This is a genomic window from Pelosinus fermentans JBW45 (assembly GCF_000271665.2).
Taxonomy (GTDB): domain Bacteria; phylum Bacillota; class Negativicutes; order DSM-13327; family DSM-13327; genus Pelosinus; species Pelosinus baikalensis.
On record NZ_CP010978.1, the window covers coordinates 4,398,353 to 4,422,512 of the forward strand.

The 24,160-nt window shown below is 39.8% G+C and carries 23 protein-coding genes; 2 read left to right on the forward strand and 21 right to left on the reverse strand.

Going from position 1 to position 24,160, the window contains the following annotated elements; all coding sequences use genetic code 11:
- Positions 1 to 113: 113 nt before the first annotated feature.
- From hpt to JBW_RS19630, 10 genes are all read right to left on the reverse strand, one after another.
- Positions 114 to 653: a hypoxanthine phosphoribosyltransferase gene (hpt, locus tag JBW_RS19585; protein WP_007956177.1), complete on the reverse strand. Its 540-nt coding sequence runs from the start codon at positions 651 to 653 to the stop codon at positions 114 to 116.
- Positions 654 to 715: 62 nt separating this feature from the next.
- Positions 716 to 2,110, reverse strand: coding sequence for a tRNA lysidine(34) synthetase TilS (gene tilS / locus JBW_RS19590; RefSeq protein WP_007956179.1), 1,395 nt, complete (start codon positions 2,108 to 2,110; stop codon positions 716 to 718).
- Entirely contained in the window at positions 2,094 to 2,546 is a 453-nt protein-coding gene (locus tag JBW_RS19595; protein ID WP_036680948.1) for a threonine/serine exporter family protein, read from the reverse strand. Before JBW_RS19595 ends, tilS begins: the two co-directional genes overlap by 17 nt.
- 18 nt (positions 2,547 to 2,564) lie before the next feature.
- Positions 2,565 to 3,323, reverse strand: coding sequence for a threonine/serine exporter family protein (locus tag JBW_RS19600; RefSeq protein WP_007956183.1), 759 nt, complete (start codon positions 3,321 to 3,323; stop codon positions 2,565 to 2,567).
- Between the two features lie 178 nt (positions 3,324 to 3,501).
- Positions 3,502 to 5,952: a stage II sporulation protein E gene (gene spoIIE / locus JBW_RS19605; protein ID WP_007956185.1), complete on the reverse strand. Its 2,451-nt coding sequence runs from the start codon at positions 5,950 to 5,952 to the stop codon at positions 3,502 to 3,504.
- A 313-nt stretch (positions 5,953 to 6,265) separates the two neighbouring features.
- Positions 6,266 to 6,697 (reverse strand): S1 domain-containing RNA-binding protein, encoded by a 432-nt coding sequence (locus tag JBW_RS19610; protein WP_007956187.1) that lies wholly within the window; start codon positions 6,695 to 6,697, stop codon positions 6,266 to 6,268.
- 82 nt (positions 6,698 to 6,779) lie between these two features.
- Complete coding sequence (locus tag JBW_RS19615) at positions 6,780 to 7,073, reverse strand: FtsB family cell division protein (RefSeq protein WP_007956194.1); 294 nt, start codon at positions 7,071 to 7,073, stop codon at positions 6,780 to 6,782.
- Between the two features lie 92 nt (positions 7,074 to 7,165).
- Entirely contained in the window at positions 7,166 to 7,636 is a 471-nt protein-coding gene (yabQ, locus tag JBW_RS19620) for a spore cortex biosynthesis protein YabQ (protein ID WP_007956207.1), read from the reverse strand.
- 4 nt (positions 7,637 to 7,640) lie between these two features.
- A complete protein-coding gene (locus JBW_RS19625; protein WP_007956209.1) occupies positions 7,641 to 8,375 on the reverse strand; it encodes a lytic transglycosylase domain-containing protein in 735 nt (244 codons plus the stop codon).
- Positions 8,376 to 8,697: 322 nt separating this feature from the next.
- On the reverse strand, positions 8,698 to 8,979 hold the full coding sequence (locus JBW_RS19630) for a YabP/YqfC family sporulation protein (RefSeq protein ID WP_007956210.1): 282 nt from the start codon (positions 8,977 to 8,979) through the stop codon (positions 8,698 to 8,700).
- Positions 8,980 to 9,149: 170 nt separating this feature from the next.
- On the opposite strand from JBW_RS19630, the gene JBW_RS19635 reads away from it, so the two are divergent.
- On the forward strand, positions 9,150 to 9,386 hold the full coding sequence (locus JBW_RS19635; protein ID WP_007956211.1) for a hypothetical protein: 237 nt from the start codon (positions 9,150 to 9,152) through the stop codon (positions 9,384 to 9,386).
- A gap of 45 nt (positions 9,387 to 9,431) precedes the next feature.
- On the opposite strand, the gene JBW_RS19640 is transcribed toward JBW_RS19635, so the two are convergent.
- The 11 genes from JBW_RS19640 to pstC form a co-directional block, all read right to left on the reverse strand.
- Positions 9,432 to 10,673 (reverse strand): Ger(x)C family spore germination protein, encoded by a 1,242-nt coding sequence (locus tag JBW_RS19640; protein ID WP_007956212.1) that lies wholly within the window; start codon positions 10,671 to 10,673, stop codon positions 9,432 to 9,434.
- 67 nt (positions 10,674 to 10,740) lie between these two features.
- Positions 10,741 to 11,916: a Ger(x)C family spore germination protein gene (locus JBW_RS19645; protein ID WP_007956213.1), complete on the reverse strand. Its 1,176-nt coding sequence runs from the start codon at positions 11,914 to 11,916 to the stop codon at positions 10,741 to 10,743.
- Positions 11,909 to 13,027 carry a GerAB/ArcD/ProY family transporter gene (locus JBW_RS19650; protein WP_007956214.1) on the reverse strand — a complete coding sequence of 373 codons (1,119 nt, stop codon included), beginning with the start codon at positions 13,025 to 13,027 and terminating at the stop codon, positions 11,909 to 11,911. The genes JBW_RS19645 and JBW_RS19650 overlap by 8 nt, the downstream gene beginning before the upstream one ends.
- Complete coding sequence (locus tag JBW_RS19655; protein WP_007956215.1) at positions 13,020 to 14,696, reverse strand: spore germination protein; 1,677 nt, start codon at positions 14,694 to 14,696, stop codon at positions 13,020 to 13,022. The genes JBW_RS19650 and JBW_RS19655 overlap by 8 nt, the downstream gene beginning before the upstream one ends.
- A gap of 118 nt (positions 14,697 to 14,814) precedes the next feature.
- Positions 14,815 to 15,780: a SpoIID/LytB domain-containing protein gene (locus tag JBW_RS19660; RefSeq protein WP_007956216.1), complete on the reverse strand. Its 966-nt coding sequence runs from the start codon at positions 15,778 to 15,780 to the stop codon at positions 14,815 to 14,817.
- A 121-nt stretch (positions 15,781 to 15,901) separates the two neighbouring features.
- The gene (locus JBW_RS25445) at positions 15,902 to 16,069 is read right to left on the reverse strand and encodes a hypothetical protein (protein ID WP_007956217.1); all 168 of its coding nucleotides are present in this window, start codon (positions 16,067 to 16,069) and stop codon (positions 15,902 to 15,904) included.
- A 24-nt stretch (positions 16,070 to 16,093) separates the two neighbouring features.
- Positions 16,094 to 17,326, reverse strand: a complete 1,233-nt coding sequence (locus JBW_RS19665) for a Ger(x)C family spore germination protein (protein WP_007956219.1) — start codon at positions 17,324 to 17,326, stop codon at positions 16,094 to 16,096.
- A complete protein-coding gene (locus tag JBW_RS19670; protein ID WP_007956220.1) occupies positions 17,305 to 18,414 on the reverse strand; it encodes a GerAB/ArcD/ProY family transporter in 1,110 nt (369 codons plus the stop codon). Before JBW_RS19670 ends, JBW_RS19665 begins: the two co-directional genes overlap by 22 nt.
- Positions 18,407 to 20,293 carry a spore germination protein gene (locus JBW_RS19675; RefSeq protein ID WP_007956222.1) on the reverse strand — a complete coding sequence of 629 codons (1,887 nt, stop codon included), beginning with the start codon at positions 20,291 to 20,293 and terminating at the stop codon, positions 18,407 to 18,409. Before JBW_RS19675 ends, JBW_RS19670 begins: the two co-directional genes overlap by 8 nt.
- A 369-nt stretch (positions 20,294 to 20,662) precedes the next feature.
- The gene (gene pstA / locus JBW_RS19680) at positions 20,663 to 21,523 is read right to left on the reverse strand and encodes a phosphate ABC transporter permease PstA (protein WP_007956223.1); all 861 of its coding nucleotides are present in this window, start codon (positions 21,521 to 21,523) and stop codon (positions 20,663 to 20,665) included.
- The gene (pstC, locus tag JBW_RS19685) at positions 21,524 to 22,411 is read right to left on the reverse strand and encodes a phosphate ABC transporter permease subunit PstC (RefSeq protein WP_007956224.1); all 888 of its coding nucleotides are present in this window, start codon (positions 22,409 to 22,411) and stop codon (positions 21,524 to 21,526) included.
- A gap of 308 nt (positions 22,412 to 22,719) precedes the next feature.
- Between pstC and JBW_RS19690 the strand changes: the two genes are divergently transcribed.
- On the forward strand, positions 22,720 to 24,105 hold the full coding sequence (locus JBW_RS19690; RefSeq protein WP_007956225.1) for a PhoH family protein: 1,386 nt from the start codon (positions 22,720 to 22,722) through the stop codon (positions 24,103 to 24,105).
- Positions 24,106 to 24,160: the final 55 nt, after the last annotated feature.

Consider the following 24,160-nt stretch of genomic DNA (forward strand, 5'->3'; position numbering starts at 1 on the left):
AGCCCTCCTCTCACTGAAGCACCAACGTTATTTTCCTGCCATAGGCATTGTCATGTCCTTTGGCCTCCATAGTGAAATATTATACCATCAAATCTAATAATTAACAATAAAACTTAGTCTTGATAAATTTCGGGTTTTAAAATTCCGATGTAGGGTAAATTCCGGTATTTTTCAGCATAATCAAGTCCATATCCAATTACAAAATAATCGGGTATAGTAAAGCCATTATATGCAATATCCACATTTACCTTACGTCGATCTGGCTTATTAAGAAGTGTACATATCTTAATACTGGCTGGCTGGCGAGATTTAAGATTATCTACCAAATAATTCAAAGTTAAACCTGAATCAATAATATCTTCTACCACTAGAACATGCTTACCTTCCACATTTTCATCAAGATCTTTGAGAATCCTTACCACGCCGCTAGAGCTGGTACCTGCACCATAGCTGGATACTGCCATAAAATCAATTGCTACCGGAACTTTAATTGCTCTGGCTAAATCCGCCATAAACAGCACAGCTCCCCGTAGCACCCCAATCATTAAGATTTCTTCGCCAGCATAATCAGCAGTAATTTTTGCCCCTAGTTCTACTATACGCGCCGCTAATTGCTCTTCGCTGAGTAGGACTCTTTCTACATCATTAATCACTATCGTTCCTCCTGTTTTATTATATATATTACGCAATAAAAAAATGTAAACCAATTAGAATTTTAATTAATTTTTATTGCATTTTCTAAAATTCTTAATTGTAAAAATGTTTTCGTTTTATCGGTGACTTCGCCACGTCGGCTTTGACGATAACCTCCAATCCAAAGGATACCTCCTTTATCGCAAATGATCGGTACAAAATCTCTCACTTCCCGAGGAATTTTTTCATCAATAAAAAAATTTTTCACTTTTTTATTCCCAGCAAAACCAAGAGGGATAAAACGATCACCCACACGGCGAGTACGAACAAATAAAGGTAATGATAGCTCATCTGCATCAAAAACAGCCACATTGAGCTGACTTTTTATCCGTGTCGCGGTTAGCTCTGCGCTGATTTGTATACCCAATTGCTGAATTTGGGTAATACCAGGAATTGTTAATTCTTGTCCAGAATAGGCTGCCTGACTCGTCAAAACAAATGGCTTTTCTCCTACGTATAGTCCATCATATGTTTTATGAATTGTCAACCCACCAGGCAACTGTAAAATACTTCCCACTCGCCCATGAAAAAGCATCTCTATCAAAGTTTCCACATGATAAAAGCTTATTCCTGTTAAAGAACCTTGTTTTTTTTCAATCGCTAAGCGAATTATTTCACGCGTAACGGCAATATGTACCAATTTCATCTGTTTAGCAACAAGCAGCAAGCAATGATTCTCTTCTTTTACAACTTCCGGCCAAATACTCTTAGCTGTATGCTGGATAAAATCATGCTCATCGCCAACAATGGCTGCAGTTCTACACAACGAATCTTTAACAGCATTATTATACTGTTTTTCCAGCTCAGGTAAAAGGTGAATACGAATACGATTGCGTAAATAATTGGTTTCAAAATTCGAACTATCAAATTTAGGCTCTAGCTGCTTGGCTTTACAATACTCCATAATATCAGCCCTGCTGACCGATAGCAGCGGTCTAATAATATCACCATTCATTGGCTGCATCCCTCGTATCCCAGCGCTGCCTGATCCACGCAGCATATTCATTAATACGGTTTCCGCCTGATCGTCCCGATGATGTCCTGTAGCAATCTTGGCACCACCCACCTCTTTAGCAACCTGCCGCAAATACCGATAACGTACTATCCGAGCAGCCTCTTCTCCAGACATGCCCGCCTCTTTCATAAACTTAGGTACATCAATCGCTTTATGATAACATATTAGACTGTGTTTGGCACAAAAGTCCACTACAAAAGCCGCTTCCATGGCAGATTCTTCTCCACGGAGCATATGATCAACGTGGGCAACAACCATACTCATATTATATTCTGGGCGAAACGCAGCAAGGATATGTAACAACGCCAATGAATCTGGACCACCTGAGCAAGCCACTACAATCGTATCTCCTTGCTCTAGTAATCCATGTCGATCTATCCATGCTTTAACTTTTTCTAACATCAGTGCTGCAACTCTCCAAGTTATAATTTTTGATCAAGCGAAAAATAGTAGAACTAACAAAGATGCCAAAAGCAATGGCTCCTGCCGTTAATATCGTCTGCATCCCTTTTGCTACACCATCCACATAATTCCCTTCCACCATGTAAAGCATTGTCATATAAGCATCACCTCCGGGAACTAAGGGAATAAATCCAGGAATAATAAAAATAGTCGCCGGTTTTCGAAGAATCCGTGCCAAAATTTCTGCTATTACCCCGATTGCTACACTCGCCAAGAAATCAGCTAATATTCCATTGCCGCCAAAGCTCATCGTAATATACATGATCAACCAGGCCACCATACCAACGAAGCTAACATATAGTAATAATTTGCGAGGAATACGATATAATATACCCACGGATGCCGAAATTAATAGCACCGCTATTATTTTTACCATTAACACAGCTTCACCTCATTATACCTTAAGTGCCAATATAATTACCACACCCATAGCTACGGCTGCCGCTGTCAATGCAGCTTCTAGCCCCCTCGACAGACCACTTAGCAAATCACCCGCAATCACATCCCGTATGGCATTGGTAATGGCTACTCCAGGGACTAAAGGCATAATACCACCAATAATGACAGCATCAGGTCGTAGATGAGGCCAGATTGAATGTAGGAGTACACCACAAAAAGCAACAGCCATACCACCAAGAAACTCAAAAGAAAATTGTACACCATGTAATTTAGAGACGATATGAGCAATATAGCGTACGATCATAGCTGCTGCAAAGGCAGCTAATGTCTCAAAAAAAAGCGCGTTTTGCAAAACCGCAGTCCCTCCCCCAATGACCCCTGAAGCTAACATAGACGGCAATAAGGAAAATCCCGTCCGTTCTTTGCTAATACTGGTTAAAATCCCTTTAGCATCCTCATATCCCATGCGTTGGGCTACTAAGCTACGTGATAACTCATTTACCTTTGAAATCCGATCCAGATTGATTGTACGGTCTCGTACCCGCCGCATTACAGTTAAGGTATGACCAGCTTCGTCGGTTACTGTTAAAAAGACACCTGTAGGAATGACAAAGCTCTCCACAGTGCTGGCACCGCAAGCTTTGGCCATGTGGTCCATAGTTTCTTCTATTCGATAGGTTTCTGCTCCATTTTTTAACATAACCTCACCTGCTAGTGCCGCTAACGAAACCATTTGCTCCAATGAGATTGTCACGTATGCACACCGCCCATACTATTTTCAACATTAATAACTCTATCTAAATCAGTGTTATTTATTCTCTCGCTTTATTATCTTTTCCTGCAATTGCAATAAAAATAACCCAGATATCCTGGGTTATTTTTATTCATGGGTAATCTCCTTTGATTCTCCTTGGGAATTTATATACTTGTCATTACACGTCTGTATTTTGAGCTACTTTTGCAACCATAACTGTCATATCATCATGTACTCGATTGCCAGACATCAGTAATGCTTGAGCGAGAATTTGTTCTGCCAAGGCCTGTGGTTTCGTATTGACTCCTCTTCGCAAAAAATTAGCTAACCAATTTTCCTTATCCAAGCTACTTTGGGGAACATCCACAATTCCATCACTAACCATGATGATAAAGTCACCCTCGACCACCATTTCTTTTATTGGTTGAATTTCAATCTGTTGTAAAATACCAATTGGCAGCGATGATGATTTTACAGTCATAACCTCTCTAACCCTCTTAATAAAGCTCGGTGCCGCTCCAATCTTCAAGAACTCAGCCTCTCCTGAATAGGTATCAATCACTACCATATCAAGAGTCACGAAAGATTCATCAGGAGTACGCAATAGCAGCATAGAATTCACCGTCTTTACTGCTATATCAATATCAAAACCAACTGACAATAGTCTTTGTAAAAATTTTATTGCCATATTACTCTCAAGAGCTGCCTGCTTACCGCTACCCATACCATCACTCAGTATCAATGCTATCTTTCCTTTATATAAAGGAATTACCGTGCAGGTATCACCACATACCCCTTGTCCCTCTTTAGCAAAACTAGCAATACCAGTCTCCACTTGAAACCGCTTCGCCACTTTCATAGCTAAGGTACATCTTTTTTTCTTGCTGGCATCACCACATTCCGCTTTTAGCATTAATTTCTCTTTCATGATACTTGATGCTAAAGGTAAAATAGTATTCACACATTCTTTTTTGTTATTACATGGAGCTTTGCTGACCTCGATTACAGCTCCCCCTTGTTTTCCTGTCACCCTTACTCCTGTAAGAGAACAAGCCAGCATAGCAGCCTTTTCTTGCAATACTAGAGATAAAGCCTTATTTGAATGCTCAACCTTACCGATTTCATAAGCCAAGTTACTAATAATTACACTAGTAGCTTCCATTTGTTCGGTAACAATTTGGCGCTGCTCAATGATTCTCTTTTGCCAAAAGGATGCAGTAAGATTCCGCTCAGTTACCAAGCCAATCGTCTCTATTAACTCTTTCTTTCGAATACAATTTTCTTGAAACACTTTTGGTAATTTGCTCACAGGCATAGATTTGATTTCTGTTTGTCCCAACAGTTCTAAGATGCCATGGTAGGTACGATAAAAATCAGCCTCCCAGCACTGGGATCTTTTACTGCAATTCACACATAACTGCTCCCCCACAGCAGATAGTGTTTTGGCTAATTCATCATCCCGAATCTTCCCCTTCGTATCTTCAACAATACTGCCAAAGGTTCCAGCCAACTCATGAAATACCTCTGCAATATTTTTAATTTTCGATACCGTTTCTTGTACATGCAGTGAATTGTCGGCTGCAGATACAGACGAAGGAGAAGAAAAGGCAAGATCGCACCAACCAGCTAATCCCTTGTTAGGTGAAAAGATAAACAATCCCCCTGCTATTGCACATTCACTTAGTATTCGCAATAATTGCTGATCTTGTCCAAAATATAATATAGTAATGGTGCTTCCTAATATAAATCCTAATATGACTGCAAATTTTCCCAATCCGCGAAAAGCTCCTGCTAAAACACCTGCTACCGCATATACGGATACAGTCAGCGTTGCATTGCCATCACTTAACCCTATGACCAGTCCAACCACTACACCCACACAAGAACCAAGTCCTGGACCACCGGCAAGAGACATCACCATAATTAAGAGACAACCTGCCATATTACGAATACTATAGTCGAAAACCGTGGTATTCCCCAGTCCAGCCACGGCAATTGCCAGCAGCAAGATCATGCAACTGAGACGTTCACTGGTCACATATTGCTGTGAATAGATCGATTGCTTCTCTAGCAACAGCGGCACCCCATACATAAAAATATAGGACAACACCATACAAGTACCAGCATCAAATAATAGTAATAAAAAACTATATAGAGTTGGCTGGGAAACCATATTGATTACAAATCCATAGCATATGATCACGCAAGATGCCAATAAAGGCACAACCATTATTTTTTTGTGCAATCGTGTCAGCTTATCTACCCACAAAAAATATAAGAAAATTGTTGCAACATAAATGCCAACTTCTACGTAATATCCTGCCGATAAGACCCCAGCAATGCACCATAGTCCTACCATAAAGGCTCGTCTTTTTTGCAGTTGTGCTACCGCAGCAAAAAAGGCCAATCCAATCGGTGCAATGTCACCCATAATCGTAACTCGTCCCAATAAAAAGGATAAAATATTGATAAACCAATTTTCTGTCTGTATGATAGACAGCAATACACAATATCCTTTGTAAAAAACCTTCTTAAAAGACAACTGTCGAGGTGCTTGTTTCTTTTCAGCTATTGGTTGTGGTACATCTAGCATCTCATTTGGCAAGGTAATAACAGTTACTTTTGGCATAATGATTCACCTCTATTCATATAATACCAACAGGAGATAGATAGCCCGCATCAAGTACATATTATTATTTTACATATATTGGTATTCAATCTTTGTCTGAATAAGTCCGTTACGAAACAAAAATTCCGACAAAAAATAGAGTAAAAGGTAAAAAACCACCTGACAACTACAATGTCGGTGGTTCTTTTGAACTATAATGCTATTATTTTTGTCGAGGCATAAGGAAATTTTTCCCATACAGTATCTAGGCTGTGATAAATTAAAGAATGTATATCAAAAAGAGCATTTCAAATTGAAATGCTCTGATGAACTATTACTGAGAACGAGCAGCACCACGACCGCCACGTTTCGATTCTGTATTACGTTTCAAATCTCCAAGACGTTCATCACTATCTTTTAAGAATTTAGTCAACTTGTCTTCAAAGGACGGCGCATTCACTTTCCCAAAACGCCGATTATCATTGGCTGGTGCTCTCCTGGGAATAGGACTAGGAGCTGGACTTGGACTTGGCGGCTGAAGTTGCTTAATCGACAACCCTATTTTCCCGCGCTCATCAACTGACAAAACCTTAACTTTTACCGTATCTTGCTCTTTCAGGAAATCTTTCACATCACGAACATATACATCAGCAACTTCCGAGATATGAATTAAACCTACTTTTCCTCCAGGCAATTCTACAAATGCTCCGAAATTTGTAATACCTGTCACAACGCCCTCAACCACACTGCCAACTTCAATGGACATACTAATCAAACTTCCCCCTTAAAAAACTATGTTTTTCATCCATATTATAACCTTGACACTGAAAAGGTGTCAAGAAAAGCCGCTATAAATTATTTTTTTCCACCGAAATGAAAGGAATCTCTCCTGGTTTGACCAATCCTTGCTCTTCACGAGCCAATTTTTCTACATATTTAGGGTCATGTAATGCTTTACGCTCTTCTTGCAATGCAGTATTAGCCTCTCGTAATTGCTGAAGCTGCATACGTGTGGCTTGACTTTCACGGCGAATAGAGGAAAGTTGACTCTGTTGACCAACAGTTAAATAAATAAAATAACTGCATAATACAAATAGAAATAGTTTAAACCATTTCACACGATACTTTTGCTGTTTCCGCACTCACTTCACCACCACATATAAAATACTATTATGCATCAGACAGCTTTATTCGCCAATTAGTGAATGCATTCCTCTTTTTTTCATAGACTTTTTTATTTTTTCTCATCAAGTGGCGGTTTGGGATACCAAACCTGATACCAAGCTTTTATTTTGCTGCTAATCCATCGAAAAGGCCAACTCACAATTTTTATACACAAAGAGATTGGTCTGATAATAAGCACAATAAACATATTTTTTACGAATGCAATGATACTTTTTGTCAGCTTAATCATACCAGTAAATAAACGGATCACATATAAGCTTAATAGGCGATAATATAAGCCAACACCGCTTATGATTCCTAAAAACACATAAAACCTAAGTTCCCCCCAATTACTCAGCACCAAAGCAATAAATACAACAGCCGTCGCAATTAACCAATAGAGTAAGTCTGTGACCCATGTTATTAAAACCTTCGCCCTAAAGGTACCGCGTAATACTCGATAGCAATCAAATAATACTCCTAATGTTATACCTGTAGCAACCGTAGATAAAAAAATTGAGAATTGACTTTCTACTTGCACTGCCTCACCTCCAGCGCCATGAATGATAATAGCGATGCAATCTCCCAGCTATCCATACCATTCCCAGCAAGGTAACCATGCACCACCACCCTATAGCAGTACGAATATATTCCCACTGTTCTTCTGCAAAAATAGTATAAGGCATAGGATAGGAAGATAATTCATACCAATAACCAATTACACGATTTACATAATTCACCGTTTCATCATAGGGCGGTATTCCTCCATATTTATCTACTGCCCCTGGGCCAGCATTATAAGCAGCCAAAGCCAATACCATATTTCCTTCGTATTTATTTACTAATTGACTAAGATATAAGGTTCCGATACGAATGTTGAGCTCTTCATTATAATAACATTCAACCGTACATTCTCCAGGATGGCGCCCCGCACACACTTTAGCTTGTTCATTCACTTGGCGCCATGTACTAGGAATAATCTGCATTAATCCGTAAGCTCCGGCGGGCGAATGCGCTCGAGGTTGAAACGAACTCTCTGCATGAATCAAACTTGCAACGATTTGGCCATTTATACCAGCCTGGCGGGCACGTCGATTGATCAACTCTCCATAAGGTACCTTATTGTCGACATCTGCTATAACATAGGAGTTCCCATTAAACTTCTCCCAGGACTTATTATGTATCCCTGAAATTCCATAGCCTATGATGCTATAAATAACCAACTGAATCACAAATACAACCAATCCGATACGCCATAGGACCAACAATCTGGGCCGCAAGACAATACTCCTCTCACCCAAGAATCGAAACATGTAAAAGCGCGATATGTAACACGAAACAATTCACATAGTGCTACATTCGCGCACCGCAATAGCGGAAAATAGATCGGCTACTTACACATAAAACAAATCTAACCACAAAGGCGCAAAGGACACAAAGGGTTTTTATTTATATTTTTTGTGCACTCCTTTGTGTGCCGCATAGCGGCATTGCGCCTTTGTGGTTCATAAATTTTATATTTTCCACCTACAAAATTTATACGCTCTAGATTTAGAAAGAAAACTTGGCTTACGCCAAGCCTTAGCATTTTTGCAGGTATTATTATTTCAAGAATCTCTCTAACAAACCTTTTTTATTATGAGAAGTGTCATCATAAGTAACGCCCTTTATCAATCCTTCTACCACAATATTACTTTTATCTAAATTTAACTGTTTAATATTTAGTCCCTCACCCTTTACAATGAGCACACCTTGCTCGGTTTCCATAATGACTTCTTTTTCATCATAACTTCCTAAACTGAGCACACCATCAATTGTCATTTCCTCACGATCAACCAATGTAATTTGATGCCGCCAAGTAGGTGTTTTATTATCTATCGTCACAGAAAATCCTCCCCTATGCTAACTTTTTATTGTATGTATATGCCCTTGGCTTAGAGAATAGTACTGGCAAAGTAACAAGGAGACTTTAAAATTTAATCCCATTATAGGTCATGGCCCAGGAGAATATGGGCATACTAAAAAGATATTTATATACGAGGAGTATTCTAACTATGGATCAAGCCTACTTTTATTACCTTTGGCAAAAATTAGCCTTCCAAATCGTACATAAAACCAGCATATGGGTTCTACTGGTATTTTTCTTTACTGCTGTAGCTTCGTGGCATCTTGGAAATTTGTTAAATAAACATAATGTTCGAGCACGGGAAGCGAATATGGCTCATAAAACAGCCATAGGCTATACTGCAGCTGGTATCGCACTCTGGTTGTTCAGTGTAATCATGGGATAAAGTGTCCTTGTAGCATAAAAGTAAGCAGCAAAAGGCTGCTTACTTTTATTTGTGAGATCCAATATTTTCTATTGTTACGTTAACAGAAGGAAATAAAGAAACATTAGGGAATGCAGCCTCATCCCAGTGCTCTTTTACTCTTTCCCAGGCTAATGGCTGATAGGCTCTTAGTTTAGTACCAAAATCTCCTGGATCGACCTGTAGCTCTTGATACATATGAAAAGCATATAATATATTATGCTTTACTTCTTCCGCTACTAATAGCTCAACTTTATGAATCGCCTCCTCATCCATTGTGTCATATTGATTGCCACATTGACTTTCACCAAGATTACCTTTCATCCCAATGTCCAGAGTATAGTAAATATCCTCTCCGTTGACATGGACAGTTAATTTTGTCTCATGACGAAAAAGCTCAAAGGCAAGTATCTTACCAGGATGGTCGGGACATTCAATGGTAATGATGGCTGACTTTTCCGCAGCACTAAAAAAAGCTGTTCCTTTAGTGGCATACTCATCGATATACCCAACAAATTTGCCCTCCTTAAATAAGGCAGTTCCACCTATTTTAACGATATCCTCCACTAATTCAACCCGGCTGATTTGCACTGTTTTCTTATTATCAATTGCTTGTGAAGTCTCTCCTAAACCTGGAATCCAGCCTGGGACATGAGGATTTTTTTTATATAAGTGCAGACTGTCAGACAAAAATATCCCCCCTGGCTCACCGTCAGGTGGCTTATATTCCAGAAGTTTTTTCGCCTCGCCTGAAGTAATTAAGAGTTTTATCAGCCAGCGCATTTCAGTATCTCTGCGGAACAAATCAATAAGAGGCTGCAAACCACCCTGCCGAGCAGCTGCTTCGCTAATTACAATAGCCTGAAGGTGTTCAAACCAAAAGCCCTTACTGACTTGTCCTAACATATCCCTCAGCATTTCAAACATAGACTCACCAGTACTGGAAATAACATATGTGGATATTGATGCCTTTCTTGCTCCCTCGCCACTGCCGCTTGCAGGTGTTAGCTGTAGTATTTGATAACTAAGACGGTAGAGTTTATTGCCATGAGGCTGCACAAAGTTTTCAATAGATTTTTTTTCTTTTTCTTCCTTAGTATCTCCTCCCTCATCAGCTTTATCAATCGCCACTGCTAAAACAAATAATCTTTCCTGTAATTCTCTTTGATCCCAGCAGCCACCAATTAACAGACTGATCGTGATAAACAGAATACTCCCTAAACAAATCTTGGACCATTTACCGACTCCAAAATTTCTTAAAAATAACAAAACCCCACCACCTCCACAGCATGACCTTGCTACAGACAATCTAAAGGACCTGTTATACTTATACATACTACTTATGACTACCAATATTTCTTATTGACACATTTACAGAAACATATAAAGGAATGGTTGGATACAGCTCATCCCATTGGTCTTGTACCTGCTCCCAGGTATTCGGTTCATGGGCCTTTAATTTACTGGCAAAGCTACTGACAGGGTCTACCTTCATATCTTTTTTAAAAACTTTCTCTGCATAGTAAATATTACGTTTAATTTCTTCCGCAAATGCTACTTCCAGAATACGGAGATACTCTGGATCCAGAGTATCATTTAAACTAATATCACCTTGGAGCTCTCCAATATTTCCATACATAGTAATATCAACGGTATAATAAATGACCCCTTTTTCTACATGAGGTGTTAGCCTAGTATCATGACGAAAGAGCTCGAATATTACTTGATGCCCAGGGGTTTTAGGAGAATCCATTGTAACAACTGCGGATTTTTCAGTACCTAGCATAATTTTCAGACCTGCCACAGCATACTCATCTGCATAACCAATAAACTTATCCTTTTTAAATACAGCAGAACCACTTAGCTTTACCACTTTATCAGCCATTTCGATCCGCGGTAAAAGAACATTACTGTTATTATCAAAATACTGAATCGTATACCCAAGATCGGTGCGTGCTCCAGCAACATGAATATTTTTATTATGCAGGCGGATAATATTGGCTAGATAGACACCACCAGGTTCCTTTGATGGAGGGGTAAATTCAATTATGGACTGGGCCTTCCCAGATGTAACATATATTTTAATCCGAGAGCGCATTTCTGCATCCCGTTTAAAAAAATCCAAAATTTCCGACAATCCCACTTCTTTTAAAACTGCATCACTAATAACAATTACTTGTATATGTTCAAACCATAGAGACTTGCTGTTTTGTCCTAACATGTCTCGAACCATTTCAAAAATAGACTCACCTGTATTGGATTTGATAAAGGTGTTAGTTTCTTCCCTTTGTTCCCCACCCGAAGCAAACTTTAATATTTGTAGACTTACACGATACCGTTTCGTACCATGGGGCTGGACAAAGGTTTCTACTTCTTTCACTTCATCTGCCTTATCAATTGCCACTGCCAATACAAAATTACGATCCTGCAATTCCCGCATATCCCAGCATCCAGCTGTAACAATACATGTACAAATGATCAGCAAGCAACTAATCCACTTCTTTTTAGCCACAGTCCTTTCCCACCTTACCTTTTTGCCACCAAGAGAGTAACAATGCCATGGGAACCACCCCAAAAGAAAATACTAGACCTACCCACATTGTCAATTTACCCATCTGATCATATATTTGGGGATTATCAATTAGCACACTACCTACGTAGATTATGGGTACTAGCAGTAATAGGGCTGGACGATGATCAGCGTGACGCCATTGCCGCATACATATTTGTGCCATAAAAAACATCATAGCCGCCAAGGTATCAAACACCACTGGTATCCAAGTCACAAGTAAATAATTTTCCAAACGTTCAATAAATGTACCTGGCAATTCCACGCTGCGAATGACGATTAAAGCTGGAAAAGGTAGATTCTTAGCATCTTCAACCGTTAATACTCCAATGATAACAACGATAATAATCATAAACAATACAGTCGCTCCAATAAAGGCCAAACCAACTTCTTTTGCTAATTTACTAAGACTCACTTTTCTGTAGACCAGAGGAAGCAACAACAATACACATTCATAGCCACCGTACATGCCCCATGTAGAAATGCCCCCCGCAACAACCCCTTTTACATCGACTGGCCATAAAGGCAGCAGATTTTCTGGCCGGAAGTTTAAAATGCTGGTCAGCCATACGATGAGTAATATACTGTAGGCTATTACAAATAAGAATTGATGTATGCGCAAAATAGTTCCCCAATCTTGCAGCGCACAATAAGTACATAACACCAATAAAGCTAAAATTACTACCTCAGGTGGTGTCCGATCAAACATGTAAAAAGTTATAATTTTTCCCGTACCAGAGAATATGGTTACAACTTGTAAAAAAAATACAAGATTGAACCAAATAATTACAAAAATCCCACCCAGGCGCCCAAAAATTCGTGGAGCATACTCTACTATCGTCTCATCCGGATACTTTTTACCCAACCTTAGCATCAAGTATGTAGCTATGTAAAAAAGTACTCCACCAATTATTACACTTATCCAAGATCCATTTTTCGCTTGCTCAATTAGGGCGCGGGGGGTCAGCATAATCTGAGCACCTATACAAGTCACAAATAAAACAATTGCTAACTGAAATGCTGACATGCTTGTTTTCGCTTCGAGATTAGCCATCCTCCTCACCGCCCCTAGTTAGATCCTTAGCACCAAATTCTTTCGGTCTTTCTTTTAGTAGTTTAGATGGCAGCCTGACTACACCATCTTTCCAATCGGATAAAAGAGTGATATCAAACAATCCTCCAATATAGGATTCACCAAAACTGCGCAGGGAACATGCATGTATTGTTACCGCTAATATTCCTATTATGACGCCATATAGCCCTAATATAGATGCTAAAACCAGCATGGGGATTCGCAGCCAACGCAAGGCCAAATTAAAAGTATAAGAAGGCATAGAGTACGAGGAAATGGCGGTAATGGCAACAACCACTACTAACAATGGGTTAATTAACCCAGCCTGTACTATCGTTGTACCAACCATAAAGGCACCAACCATAGTGGCAGCACCAGACAATCTTTGGGGTAGACGAACGATAGCTTCTTGGAACACTTCTAATAAGAGCTCCATCATAATGGCTTCTAAAAAAGAAGGAAAGGGAGTACGCGCCCTCAGCTCTGCTACAGAAATCGCCATAGTAGTCGGTAACATTCCTGGGTGGTATGAGACTACAGAAACATAGATAGCCGGTAAATAAATAGCAATAAAAGCGGTTACGTTTCTAGTCAAGCGAATTAAACTGGCGATTACTGGTTGTATCGTGTAATCATCTGGTGATTGCATCAAGACGTTATAAGTACAAGGAACTAGCAGTGTAGCAGGTGTACCATCTACGATGATTCCTACCCTTCCTTCATATAGTGCCGCAAGAACTTTGTCTGGTCTTTCTGTTGTTTGCACTTGAGGAAAGGGTGACCATGGATGATCTACGATAAACTCCTCAATCCTAGCTGAAGCTAATACTTTATCCGTGTCAATCAATTTGATGCGACGCTCTACCTCTTCCACCAAACCTGGCTTTACTAAATTTGCTACATATAGTATAGCAACGGAAGTCTTCGTCCGTTCCCCTATCTTTAGTATCTGTACTTTAATATTGGTATCACGAGAACGGCGGCGTATCAAAACAATATTATCTGTAAGACCTTCATTAAACGCTTCATTGGGTCCCCTGAGAATATGTTCATTATTGGCTCCGCCAATATTACGTTTCACGTATTTAACAGCAGAAATGCTCAACCCTTCAGAAATGCCATCAATTAAAAGCAGAGCATTTCCCATCATCACTGCATCAATTGCTGCGTTAGCTTTAGTTAAAACACTCACAGAAGAAGCGCCTAAGATATGCTCTGAAATACCTTTCATCGTAGTAAAAATTTCGGATAGGTTACCTGTGTTCGGATTATCGGGTGCCGTCTGACTCATTAGCGGTTTAATTACATTTCTTTCTAAATTGGAAGTATCAGCCATACCCTCAAGATAAACGAGTAATGCACTCTTTCCACCCGCATCAAAATTACGAAATTCAATATCGCCGCAGTCTTTAAAAATGCTTTGCAATAATTTTTTATTTTCTTCCAAAATACTTGTAAAGATAAAGGGTTCAGAGGAGGGAGCCGCAACTTGGCGCAACTGATCAACAAGATCTTCTATCTCTTCGCCAAATACAGTGCTTTGTCTGGTCATCTTCTGTAATTTTGTTAATTCCTTCTCAGCTTGTTGTATGGAAGCTTCAGGTCTATCGGCTGATAGCTTCCGAATCCTAGGACATTTGATCCTTTTCATGTCACTCCTCCTTCCTGCAATTACTATTTTTTGCATTTTACTACATCTTTATACCAAGAACTTCTATGTATATATATTACATAGAAAAACAGCCAGAAGAAAATCTGGCCGTTTTTGATTAGTTCCAACGTTTTTCAATTGTTACATCTTTGAAGTATTGCCCGACTATCTCTTCTGGTTTCTTGCCTTTTGTTGCTAAGTTATTTGCTCCCCACTGGGACAATCCTACACCATGTCCATATCCCTTGCCGCTAAAGACGATAGCGTCACCGGTAACCTCTATCTTGTCTAACAACATGGATTTAAGTTTTGTACTGCCAAGCCCCACCCTTACCTCTGGGGCAGATAGTTCCAGATTCTTGTTAATTAGTAAAGTAGTTGTACGACCCGATGGTCCTTTTTTCCCAATCTCTACACTTTCGATAGTATCAGCCGTTTTCCCCATCTTGGTCATAACATCCATCATTTCTTTTTTCGTAAACGAAGCCGTCCAATTTTTCACATCGCTAGGAGCTAATTCATCAGGAGAGGTAACAGATTGAATGTAGGGAGGTTCCTCATCCTTAAAGTTAAGCCCTTCTTTCGCTGTCGCTGTGATACCACCGGCAGAAGCATGAAACCAAGCTTGTATCGGCTTTCCTTGATAGGTAATCACCATACCTCTGGTCATTTCAACAGCCTTTTTAACACTATCATTTACGGCCTTTGCATCATAGGCTTGAAATTCCTTAATGTCTGTCGATGCCTGAGTTCCTCTTGCAGGAACTCCACCTTTTTCATCCATTGCTTGCAGGGTAAAGGTTCGCGCGAGTATGGCTTGAACCGCTAAAGCCTCAACTGGCCAATCATTCTTCATTTCTCCTGCTACCACGCCAGCCACATACTCTTCCATTTTCATTTTCTTCTTTTCACCTGTTTCATGCATAAACACCAAAATCTCAGGTTCTCCCTCAATTGCTTGCTTTTGCGGTGCTGCAGGAGTCTGCTCTGGTTTTGACTGTGGATTCATAAGAGAACACCCGGTCGCAGCAAAAACGAAGATTAGTACCAAGGCAATTACAGCGTACCATCTTTTATTATGCATCTGTCTACCTCCTAACTTACTTTATCCAGCGGATAAGTAGGACTAGGCTTCAAATGGACTTTGACCTCCATTTAGCACAAGTCTTCTTACTTGTTAGTATGGTCGAAAAACCTAAATACATTCATTGTCCATTATTCATTATGCGAAAAATCGGCATTCCTATACAAATAAAGATTAACAGTAATACCCCAACTGCCCCAACCATGTTTTCATTCTTCCACAACCACTGAGAGAAAGTATATCCGTGAAAGCCAGACAATATCGCCGCTGCTAAAAACATATAATCCATTCTTACCTTCTCCTCTTCATAATTCTATTTTACAGGATAGGTTCGTATCATTAAGCCCGTACGACGAATCTTTGTATCAATTGTAATATTTACCTTTGCCTGACTATACTTTTCAAACCAAGGATACTGCAAGTAATCTTGATAATTTGTAAATTTTGGCCTTATATAGTAACCAAAACCTATTACATCTGATTTAAGCTCCTGAGTATGCTGAATCATATTTGCCATTTCCTCATGACATACTTGGTTTACTTGCTCCTCAAGCAATCGAAGATAACTCTCCTGTTCATAGTTAATCCCCGAAGGAAGATTTGTAATTTCACCCTCCAACATAATCTTAATATCGATGACTGGACGTTCCTCTTCCAGGGCCACCTTAATGTTAGGTGCAGATCCTAATCGCAGATTCACATTTAAAAATTTCTTTGGAAGAAGAGGATCTTCTATTGAAAGAAAGCCATTATTAAAATTTCCTAACAACATCGCCATCATACGTGTCTCTGTAGTACTTAATGTACCTACCATCTTGTCACCATTAAATATGGCAGTACCGGCAAATTGTATAGGATTGCCACCTTGAAGCGGTATTCCGCCAGCAGTATAACCTTCAATTTTGCTGCCAGCTACCTTTGGGGTGGCTATTTCTCCTTTACCGGACAAATTGCTAATATCTACAAATGTTGCATAGGATTCTGCACTATTGCTCTTAAGCCTGATATAAAATTGGTGAAAACTGACACGTAAATAGTATCCAGTTTCTACTCCTGAATCAAGCATGGTCTCAAAATACTTCGATGCAGATATATTAAAACTAGGTTTATTCCCTTCGAGAAAATCTCTCGCCGTCCCCTTTGCCACTAAAACAAACATAGACCCGCGATATTCCCGATAACGCTTCAGCGATCCCCACATATTAGCCAATCCTTCGCGCGCCAGTTCCTGCCCCACCACTAATACCTTAACATGGGACATAGAAGGCACCAAAGCTGTAGTAGCTTTGAGTAAATTAAGAGATTCTGCTATGGTTATAGCCGAATTGCTTATTAAAACTGTATCTTTTTCCCCCTCTCCTTTGTTCCCTTCCACATTAGGCCTGGCGATCTGATATGTTACTTTAATCATACCCTCTTGCTCTGCCTTATCAATACCGATTGCAACGATATAAGCGACTTCCTCACTTTCTCTAGCACCATTGCATCCAGAAAGAAATATTCCCATACTCAGTAACATGGTTCCTAAGATGAGGCGGATGTACACAATTTCCCCCTCCTCTTTTTCCACCATGCCATGATAAATAACAGGGTTGGAAAAACATAGATACCAACATCAAATAGCGTAATTAGTTTTTGATCCACTTCCAAAACATAACCAATATCAGGGGGCATCATTGCTAAATTTGCAATCAATATCGCTCCTAATGGCACAATGGGTCTTAGTGTGGGCAGTTTTAATAATACAGCAAGAAGATATAAACCAACATATAGGCTGCCTGCGACGGCTAATAAACCAAACACCACCCACACGACAATAAATAAAGCCTCAATCCTTTGAAGGTATTGGTTCAGATACACCAAACGTGCCAATTCAAAAAGCGGCATTGTCTTTTCTGCACCGACAGCATTACCGAAGACCATAGTATAAACAAGGATAAAACTAACGCGCAGCATTCCTGCATAACTTAACGCATAAAGAGCTGCCTTCTTAATGGTCCTTGTATTTTGAAAGGCTGGGGCTAAAAAAACTAACGCTAAGACCCCTACATTATACCCTGCTCCTTTAATACCTGTTTGTACGGCTTGCATAACGCCATTGCCTTGCCACGGAGTAAGATTGTACACAATATAAAAAGGTATTAGCAGCAGCAGTATCATTCCGATTGCTGCTATGGAAAAAGGCATGACAATATAACTCGTCCGCGTCAAGGCTTCAATTCCTAAGTAGCATAAAATACCTGCTGATACTGCATACCACACGATAACCACTTGAAACTCCACTCGCGGCAAAGCAGTCAGCAAGGTATATTCGGAATACAAGCGTAAAATGAGGGCACCGTTGCTCAAAAACATAATGCTATAGCTTAATAATATCCCCCATGCGCCTATTGTACCGATCAGCTTCTGGCACACTATAAAAATATCTCCGGTTATGCCCTTATGCACATAGGCCATCATGTACAAAATAATTAGAGGAATGATTGTATAAATCACCATTGCCAGCCATAAAATAGGTCCATCTTGCTGAATGAGATTCGAAATGGTAGACAGGAATACACGAGGCATCACAATACCAAATACCAGAGCAATGCCATCTGCTACGCCTAACTTACCGGGATGCAGATCATTCATGATCGTTGCCTCCTTTCGATGAATCTGTAATCCAAGTTCTACTAGTGTTTTTCTGTCGAATCTCGTCCTTAGTATTCAGAGCATCCGGTCTGCGCTTTTGATGATAGGCAGGACTTCTGAAGATTATATCTCCTCCATTCACTGTCTTAGGTGCTAGTGGCGCCAAATAAGGCATGCCAAAGGACTTTAAAGAACACAGCATAGCAATAAACAGTAAAAAGCCACAGGCAACGCCAATGAGTCCCATGGACATTGCTAACAACACAAATACAAATCGAGATAAGCGAAACGCTGATGCCAATCGATAATCAGGAATGCTGTAAGATGCTAAACCAGTCAGGGCAATGACAATTACCATGATGGGACTTACAATCTTAGCCGTCACAGCTGTCTGTCCCAAAATCAACGCTCCTACGATACCGATGGTCGAGCCTAGTATACCCGGAATCCGCAGTCCTCCTTCACGAATTAACTCAAAAGAAAACTCCATAAACAAAATTTCGACGACTGTAGGAAAGGGTACTTGTGCTCTGGCCGCAGCAATGGATAACAATAATTCTGTAGGTATCGCTTCCTGATGAAAGGTACTAATAGCCAAATACAAACCAGGCATCAGTAAGGATAATAAAGCTCCAAACCATCTAACCAGACGAAGCATATTGGTATAATACAGATTCAAGCTAAAATCATCCGATGAATGCATCAAAGTGAAGAAGGAGACTGGTAGAATATGTCCAAAAGGGCTGCCATCGATAAAAATAGCTACCCGCCCTTCTGACAAGTGAATTGCCACTCGGTCTGGCCGCTCTGTTGATAAGGTTTGAGGAAATGGGTTTCTTGGAAAATCTTCAATAAAATGTTCTAGGATACCCGAATCCGTTATAATATCAGTACTAATGCTACTAACACGTCTTTTGACTTCTTCAACCAGTTCTTCATTGGCAATTGACTTGATATACATAACAGCGCAATTAGAATGTCCTCTTGCTCCAATAGGAATCATTTCGGTTACCAGGTCACTGGCATGAAGCATGGTTCGAATAAGGGCTGTATTGACACGTAATACTTCTGTAAATGCATTTTGCGATCCACGAACTGATTGTTCCGTCGTAGGCGTGCCAATACTGCGATGTTCATACCCTTTTGTCTCTACCGTTACAGCTTCTCCAGCCCCATCAAAAAACACTACTGCATCGCCAGTATTAATCGCTTGCTGCACTTCCCTAAAACTTCCTACCCTTGAGGCTTGACCACTAGGAAGGCACTCTTCCATGACAAAGCTGATAAAATCTTCCCCTTGCACATGCTCTTTACTATTCTTCATGAACATTAAAGGTTCTAGTAAGGTCATATTTATAATTTTCTTATCGATAAGACCATCCATAAATACAATCAGAACTTTAATCTTAGGCTGATCTGAAATGGTAATGCTTCGAATTACCACATCCTTATTCAGAGGCAGCTGATAAATGGATTCTAGCATGTTCTGATTTTCATTAATGTCTGTACTAATCACAGTATTATTGTACATACCGTCAATGCTGTGATTCTTTATTGTATGCTTTTTAATTTCCTTCCACTCAGTCTGTATCATTTCAAACTCAGCTTTAATTTTCTTGACTACTTCATGTTTTTCTTTACTTCGCAAATCCTTACTGCTTTTTTGCATAAACGTATCTAATTTTTTCGCATAATTGATCATGAACTCTAACTCTCGTATGCCCTCTGTGACAGCAGCAGAGGGGAAAAATTCACCATCGATTTCTTCTTTTTCCGTTCGCGGCTCAACCAAAACAAAAGGAGTAGGCTGATCAGGCGGCTGATATACCAGTACATCTTTGATTCCTGTAATCAGATTACTGATCATACGTTTTCCCATACCGCCACCTCCTCAATATTTCATTATAGCTTTTACCAAAATGTATTTTTTTACTACTAAATATGAAAATAGAGGCTCCTTCCACCAAAGACAGCAGCAATCGCTATTAACCTTGTATAAGAAAAAGCTGGGCGTCCTTTTGAAATAAAACAATTTGAACCGCAAAGAAGCGAAGGACACAAAGGTTTTTTATATATTTTTTTGTGCACTCCTTTGTGTGCTGCGATAGCGGCATTGTGCCTTTGTGGTTCATAAAATCTTATCTTTTTCGCAAACCTTATGCTTCTATGCTTATAAAAAAACAAGGATTTAAGCAAGTTAAAACTCGCCTAAATCCTCGTCTTGATGTATTGCAACATCTTACTCTTTCTAATGTCCGCCAGCACCTAATTTGCGCTGCAGGATTCTACTTGGTATGGTAAACAATAAATTTAATATAAGAATTGTAATGACTAATAATGCTCCAGATCCATTCGCAATTTCCACTCTGTCAGGTACAAGTCCCACAGCCATAACATACCAAAGATGTACAGCTAAGGTTTCGCCTGCTGATGTCACATCAAAATTGACAATTTGCCGCCCAACTGTCGTACCAGCTGTAAAAATCAAGATTGCTGTTTCTCCTAATGCTCTCCCCGCAGTCAGAGTAATACCTGTAATAATGCCAGGCAATGAATTTGGTAAAACAACCCGCCAAATCGTCTGCCACTTCGTAGCACCAAGAGCCAAACTTGCCTCACGATAATGCACGGGGACATTTCGCACGGCCTCTTCCGTCACTCTGACTAGAACAGGCAGATTAAGCAAAGTTAATGTTAAAGCTCCCCCGATAATGCTAAATCCCATGCCTAGTGCATTGACAAAGATAATCATGCCAAATAACCCTAATACAATGGATGGAACCGTTGCCAAACTCTCTGTACTCAACCGAATTAAATCCGTCAGCTTATTATCACTAGCATACTCGGCTAAATACACCCCTGCGCCAATGGCTAATGGTATGGAAACCAAGAGGGATAAAAGTAAAATGTAAAAAGAGTTAAATAACTGAGCTCCTACACCGCCACCAGCTTGAATATCACTGGATTTACCAAAAATAAAATCCCATGACAGCACAGGCACACCTTTATACAAAATAAAGAGCAAGAAAGCAGCCAATATACCTAAGATTACAATACCTGCCAGCCACATTAGCAGCGTCGCTAGTTTATCAAAAACCTTCGCAGACATTTAGATCACCTTCTTTCTGGCAATTCGGCGAATAATCAGAATCATTAACAATGATAGCACTAACAGCACAAACGCCATTAGGAACAACGCATTTCCCCAGGCTGAACCAAAGGGAGTATTGCCCATTTCCACAACAATTTCACTAGGCAGCGTAGAGGTGGGCATAAATAAAGATGTAGCTAATTGTGGCGTGTTGCCAATTACCATTTGAACTGCCATGGTTTCCCCTACCGCTCTTGCCATAGCTAAAATAATCGAGGTCAAAATTCCAGGCAGCGCAGAAGGTAAAAGTACATGCCAAATCGTTTGCCATCTTGTTGCTCCTAGAGCTAAGGAAGCTTCCTCTAGACTCTTTGGTACCGCTCGAAGAGCATCTTCTGAAATACTCACAATCGTAGGTAAAATCATAATCGCTAGAATAATCGAAGCTGCTAATAAACCAAAGCCTATATTTACATTAAAATAGGTTCGAATAAAAGGTACAATAATAGTTAGGCCCACAAAACCATACACTACAGAAGGAATCGCTACATATAAATCCGTAGCTGGTCTCATAATTTTACTCAACCAAGCTGGAGCAATTTTCGCCATAAAAATCGCACCAGCTAATCCCAAAGGCGCTCCTAATAAAATTGATAGTACCGTAACTGCTAAAGAACCCACGATAAAACTTAAGGCACCATATTCCAGCCCCATGGGATCCCATTTTGCTGAAAAGAAGAAATCGAAAGGACTTACTTCTTTAAAGGTCAAGAGCCCCTGCCCGCCGACAAAAACAATGATTGTAACAATAATAATCGTCATCAAACTTGCACTGGCAATAAATAGATACCTCATATAATGATCATATAATAATTTCGTTTTATGTTCTTTACTTACTAATTGCATTACAAATCCTCCTATTTTGAAGAAAGATTAAGCTTACGCCAACCTTTAAGCCTATCTAGCATGAAAAGCTACTTCAAGACTTCTTGTAGTTAAATTGTAACCCATTCCTAATTTTCCTTTGTTAAGGTATTGTTAAGAAATTGTTAAGTCTAAACTGCCAAAAATTAACTTGGTGTACGTTCTTCCTAATTAGAATATCCAATTTCCTAACATTCTACATGTAAAATATCATTACATATTAACTCAATCTTCTTGCTGCTGCATATAATAAAACATAAGAAGCAATTCTTAAGTAGAGGAGGATTACATTGAATAAATGTTACGTTATTGATACTAATGTTCTCCTACATTCCCCTAATGCAATATTTACGTTCAACGAGCACACTGTAATCATTCCCGAAGTAGTTCTAGAAGAGCTGGATCGTTTCAAATCGGAAAGCAGCGAACGAGGTGCCAATAGCCGTCAAGTCAGCCGCATTATTGACAACCTACGCGCCACAGGCAATTTACTTAAGGGAGTCCCCTTAAATGATCAAGGCGGCGTCTTACGAATTGAAACCAATCATCTAGATACTAAAATTCCTGCTAATTGGCCAGGAAGCAAACCCGATAACCGTATTCTGCAGGTGTGTAAAGGGTTAGCTGAAAGTAGTCATTACCCGATTTTAGTTAGCCGCGACACCAATATGCGTGTAAAAGCAACCATTCTTACGATTCACGCTGAAGATTTCCGCAATGAAAAGGTAGCCAGCATCGAGGAGCAATATACTGGCCGAGGCACAATTTATACCACCTCAGAAGTCATTAATCGCTTTCATGAAGATGTTTTAAATACCATTGATCCTACTCTTTTATTCACCTATGATGAAAATGCTCAAATATTGATAAACACACCTTTAGAAACCAACCAATTTTTTCTGATTCGTTCTACAGATAATGACCGCCATACAGCTTTAGGTCGCTTTGATGGTGAAAAAATCGTTCATCTACGTTATCAGCACCACAATCCCTTTGGCGTTGTTCCCCGTAACATCGGTCAGATTTTCATGCAAGAATGTCTTATGATGAGCGCTAGTGAAGCCCCTTTAGTCATTATTAAAGGTCCAGCCGGTACAGCTAAAACCTTTTATTCCTTAGCTGTAGGCTTACATCAGCACTTTGAGTGCCGCCCCAGAGAGTATAATCACATACTTATTTGTCGTCCTAATGTCCCTATGGATGAGGATATTGGTTTTCTTCCCGGATCAGAAGTCGATAAAGTAAGTCCTTTCATGAGAGGTATCAGAGATAATCTGTTTACTCTGATGAATGGAAATACACTCGATGATAGCAAAGATCTAATGCAAGCGGAAGATACCATCCAAATTTTATTTGACAAGCATACGATTCAAACAGAAGCACTCGCTTTTCAGCGAGGTCGATCATTACAAAAATACTGGGTCATCTTTGATGAAATGCAAAATGCTACACCTCGCCAAGCCAAAGGAGTGATCACTCGCCCGGGATTAGGTACCAAGATCATTCTTCTTGGTGATCCTGCCCAAATTGACCATCCATACTTAGATAGCCAGTCCAATGGCTTGGTGTATGCCAGTGAAAAAATGCGAGGGTCGAAGCTTTGTTTCCAAGTAACACTGCAGCATGATGAATGCGAACGCTCACCACTAGCCGCTGAAGCGGCTATAAGATTATAAACCTTTTAAATCATTCCTTTTTTGAAGTATACATCCTCTAAATAAAACAAACTGC